Source organism: Mesorhizobium sp. M7A.F.Ca.CA.001.10.2.1, from assembly GCF_003998575.1.
Classification (GTDB): domain Bacteria; phylum Pseudomonadota; class Alphaproteobacteria; order Rhizobiales; family Rhizobiaceae; genus Mesorhizobium.
Genome location: NZ_RZQY01000642.1, coordinates 1 through 3,527, shown reverse-complemented (window position 1 = coordinate 3,527; position 3,527 = coordinate 1). Strand labels below are relative to the sequence as shown.

The window sequence follows — 3,527 nt, the reverse complement described above, 5'->3', positions numbered from 1 at the left end:
CCTGGAAATAGAGCTGCATGTTGGGCCGCGTCGCCGCAGGGTCGGTGCGGAAGAAGCCGCCGGCATTGTTCATCGACAGCGACAGCGGGCCGGAGCGGGTCAGGATGTATTGCATGCCGACCAGTAGCTTGCCCCACCAGGGACGCAGCGTCTGGTTGAGCGTCGGCAGCCTGCCCTTGAAGGTGTAGTTGATGCCGACATGGTCCTGCAGATGCGCGCCGACATTCTCGTTGGCATGGACGATTGGGATGCCCAGGCCGCTAAGCAGAGCGGAGGGGCCGACACCGGACAGCTGCAGCAGCTGCGGCGAGTTGACCGAACCGCCCGACAGGATGATTTCGCGGCCGGCACGCGCTGTCTTCGTTTCGCCGTTCTGCAGATATTCGACGCCGACGGCACGCTTGCCCTCGAACAAGATTTTTGTCGCCAGCGCCTTCATCTCGACGCGGACATTCCCGCGCTTCATCGCCGGGCGCAGGAAAGCGCACGCCGCCGACATGCGGCGGCCATTGCGGGTCGAGATCTGGTAGATGCCGACGCCCTCCTGGGCGGCGCCGTTGAAATCCGGATTGAGCGGCAGGCCGGCCTGCTGGCCGGCGGCGAGATAGCGTTTGGTCAGCGGGTGGACTGCGTCCGAACAGTCGGTGACATGCAGCGGGCCGCCCGTGCCGCGCCATGTGTCGGCACCGGCCTGGTTGTTCTCGAGCGCCTTGAAGGTGGGCAGCAGATCGTCATAGCCCCAGCCGGGATTGCCGGCGGCTGCCCAGGCATCGAAATCCTCGCGCGCGCCCCTGATCCAGACCATGGCGTTGATCGAGCTCGAACCGCCGAGCAGCTTGCCGCGCGGCCAGTGATCGGAATTGCCGGCGAGGCCCGGGTCCGGCTCGGCCTTGTAGTTCCAGTTGACGTCGGGATCGAAGAAGGTCTTGCCGTAGCCGAGCGGCATCTGGACGTAGAAGCGGCGGTCGGTGCCGCCGGCCTCCAGCACCAGCACCGAGAAGCGTCCCGAGGCCGAGAGTTTTTCGGCCAGGACCGAGCCGGCCGAGCCGGAGCCGACGATGATGAAATCATAGGTCTGCATGATGATGCGGGCGGCTCCGGAAAATTGGCTGCAGCCTAGACGCGGCGGCGCTCCCAAGTCGCCGCGCCTTCCGGCATCAGTTGTGAAAAAAGCGACCGCCGAACTGGTCGAGTTTGCGGGGATACCCGACAATCGCGCTTGATATGCACCGGGGCGACAGCTTATGCGATGGGATCGGCCACTCTGCGGAAGGCAGGAAATCATATGCGGACCCTTCCTGACGCGTTCATCCCCGAACTGCCGGGCCACTACAGCGGCAAGGTCCGCGAGAACTATGACCTTGCGGACGGCCGGCGCATCATCATCGCCACCGACCGCCTCAGTGCCTTCGACACCATCCTGACGTCGATCCCCTGCAAGGGCGAGATCCTGACCCAGACGGCGCGGTACTGGTTCGAGGAAACCGCCGACATCTGCCCGAACCATGTTCTCGAATACCCCGACCCGAACGTCGTCGTCGGCACAAGGCTCGACATCCTGCCGGTCGAGATCGTCGTGCGCGGCTATCTGGCGGGAACCACCAGCACCTCGATCCTGACGCGCTACAAGCGCGGTGACCGCGACATGTACGGCATCCGCCTGCCGGATGGCCTGCGCGACAATGAAAGACTGGCGGAGCCGATCATCACGCCGACCAGCAAGGCCGCGCATGGCGGCCATGACGAACCGCTGTCCAAAGCCGAGATTCTCGAGCAGGGTCTTCTCACGCAGGCGCAGTGGGATACCGTATCGGACTACGCCTTGCGGCTGTTCGCCCGCGGCCAGCAGCGCGCCACTGAGCGCGGCCTGATCCTGGCCGACACGAAATACGAATTCGGCACCGACAAGGACGGGACCATCATTCTTGCCGACGAAATCCACACGCCTGACAGCAGCCGGTACTGGATCGCATCGAGTTACGAACAGGCGCTCGCCAGCGGCAGCCGGCCGGAGAGTTTTGACAAGGATTTCATCCGCTCATGGGTCTCGGCGCGCTGCGATCCCTACAGCGACCCGATCCCCAAAATACCCGACGAGATCGTCGAACAGGCTTCCGGGGTCTACGCGCAGGCCTATGAGGCGATCACGGGTAAGGAATTCTCGCCGGACCTTTCCGGGGACAGCGTGCTGGATCGCATCAGAGCTAACCTTGCAGGTTATTTTTGAGAGGTGCCCCTCTCAGCTAACGCCTGGTCTTAAGCCGCGCAGTCGACCCCCACTCCGTCGAGCTTCGCTCGCCACCTCTCCCCCGATCGACGGGGTAGAGGAAGGGCGCGAGCTTGGGGTGGCGCTGCGAAGCAGCGACGGAGTGGGGGAAGCCCCCTCCAAAACCCGAAGCCGCTGGAAATCAGGCACAACCGCGCGAATGCCAGGGTTAGCCTATGCCATGGAGGCCAGGAAACAGCAGCTGCGGCGCGTTGACCTGGTCCTGCAGCGGCGATACGGATCGATGATCATCACCTCACAAGGATTTCTCGCATGGTGCACTACGCTGAAGGACGGCCGCTTGGCGATCTGACGCTGCGCACCCTGGCCATGCCTTCGGACGCCAATGCGGCCGGCGACATTTTCGGCGGCTGGGTGATGGCGCAGATGGACCTGGCCTGCGGTATCCGTGCGGCCGAGCGCGCCAAGGGCCGCGTGGTGACGGCGGCGGTGAAAGAGATGTCGTTCGCCAAGCCGATGAAGATCGGCGACACGCTGTGCATCTACACCCATGTCGAGCGCGTCGGCCGCACCTCGATGACGCTCAAGGTCGAAGCCTGGGCGCAGCGCTACCTCTCCGACCTGATGGAAAAGGTCACCCATGCCGATTTCGTCATGGTGGCGCTGGATGGCGAAGGCAAGCCGAAAGCGGTTCCCGCCGAAGGCTGACGAAAGCCGAAAAATCAGAACCGCACTTGCATCGTGGCGCGGACGCCCTGATCGGCCGCCTTCTTCCCGAACTGGCCGGAGTAGCTGATCCCCAGCGTGGTTCTGTCGGCGATCCGGAAATCGAGCCCGGCCCCGACGATGGCTGTATCCCTAGCGATCGGCACGCCGGCAATGGTGAACAGGTCGCCGCCGGCGAAGGCCATGTCCGCGGTCGGCGTGGTGTCGCCGAAGGCATGACGCCAGCCGAGCGTACCCTGCGCGGTTGCCTGCACCCCGCCGAGGTCGAAGCCGGCCGAGGCACGCAAGCCGAGCGTGGTGAAGGTGGTCTCGGTGGTCGAGGCGGCGGAGGTGAGCGCCGCGGCGCCACCCTGTTCCGTGAAGCCGTCGGTGTGAAGGTTGACATAGGCGAGACTGGCGAAGGGCTCGAAGGCAGCCATGCGCGTCTCGACGCGATAGCCGGCCTCGCCGAAGACCTGCGCGGTTCCGGCATCGTATTTAGCCGTCAGCGCATCGGCGAAGCCTGGAACGACGACGTTGCGGCTGGTGTCGATCCGGTTCCAGCTGTAGGCGACGCCGCCGCGCAGGCCCAGGC

4 protein-coding genes are annotated in these 3,527 nt (G+C 64.8%); 2 read left to right on the top strand and 2 right to left on the bottom strand.

From position 1 onward, the window contains the following. Positions 1-1,081: GMC family oxidoreductase (locus tag EN964_RS29070; protein ID WP_127277045.1), on the bottom strand; the 1,081-nt coding region annotated here is incomplete at its 3' end. Positions 1,082-1,285: 204 nt separating this feature from the next. On the opposite strand from EN964_RS29070, the gene EN964_RS29065 reads away from it, so the two are divergent. Beyond that, positions 1,286-2,227 carry a phosphoribosylaminoimidazolesuccinocarboxamide synthase gene (locus tag EN964_RS29065; RefSeq protein WP_127271176.1) on the top strand — a complete coding sequence of 314 codons (942 nt, stop codon included), beginning with the start codon at positions 1,286-1,288 and terminating at the stop codon, positions 2,225-2,227. A 312-nt stretch (positions 2,228-2,539) separates the two neighbouring features. Further along, on the top strand, positions 2,540-2,935 hold the full coding sequence (locus EN964_RS29055; RefSeq protein WP_013530049.1) for an acyl-CoA thioesterase: 396 nt from the start codon (positions 2,540-2,542) through the stop codon (positions 2,933-2,935). 14 nt (positions 2,936-2,949) lie between these two features. On the opposite strand, the gene EN964_RS29050 is transcribed toward EN964_RS29055, so the two are convergent. Next, positions 2,950-3,527, bottom strand: a 578-nt coding sequence (locus tag EN964_RS29050; protein WP_127277043.1) for an autotransporter outer membrane beta-barrel domain-containing protein, incomplete at its 5' end; no start/stop codon positions are given.

Excerpts from the sequence above, each read along its gene's own strand:
- EN964_RS29065 (WP_127271176.1), top strand. The coding sequence starts at position 1,286 with ATGCGGACCCTTCCTGACGCGTTCATCCCCGAACTGCCGGGCCACTAC.
- EN964_RS29055 (WP_013530049.1), top strand. The coding sequence starts at position 2,540 with ATGGTGCACTACGCTGAAGGACGGCCGCTTGGCGATCTGACGCTGCGC.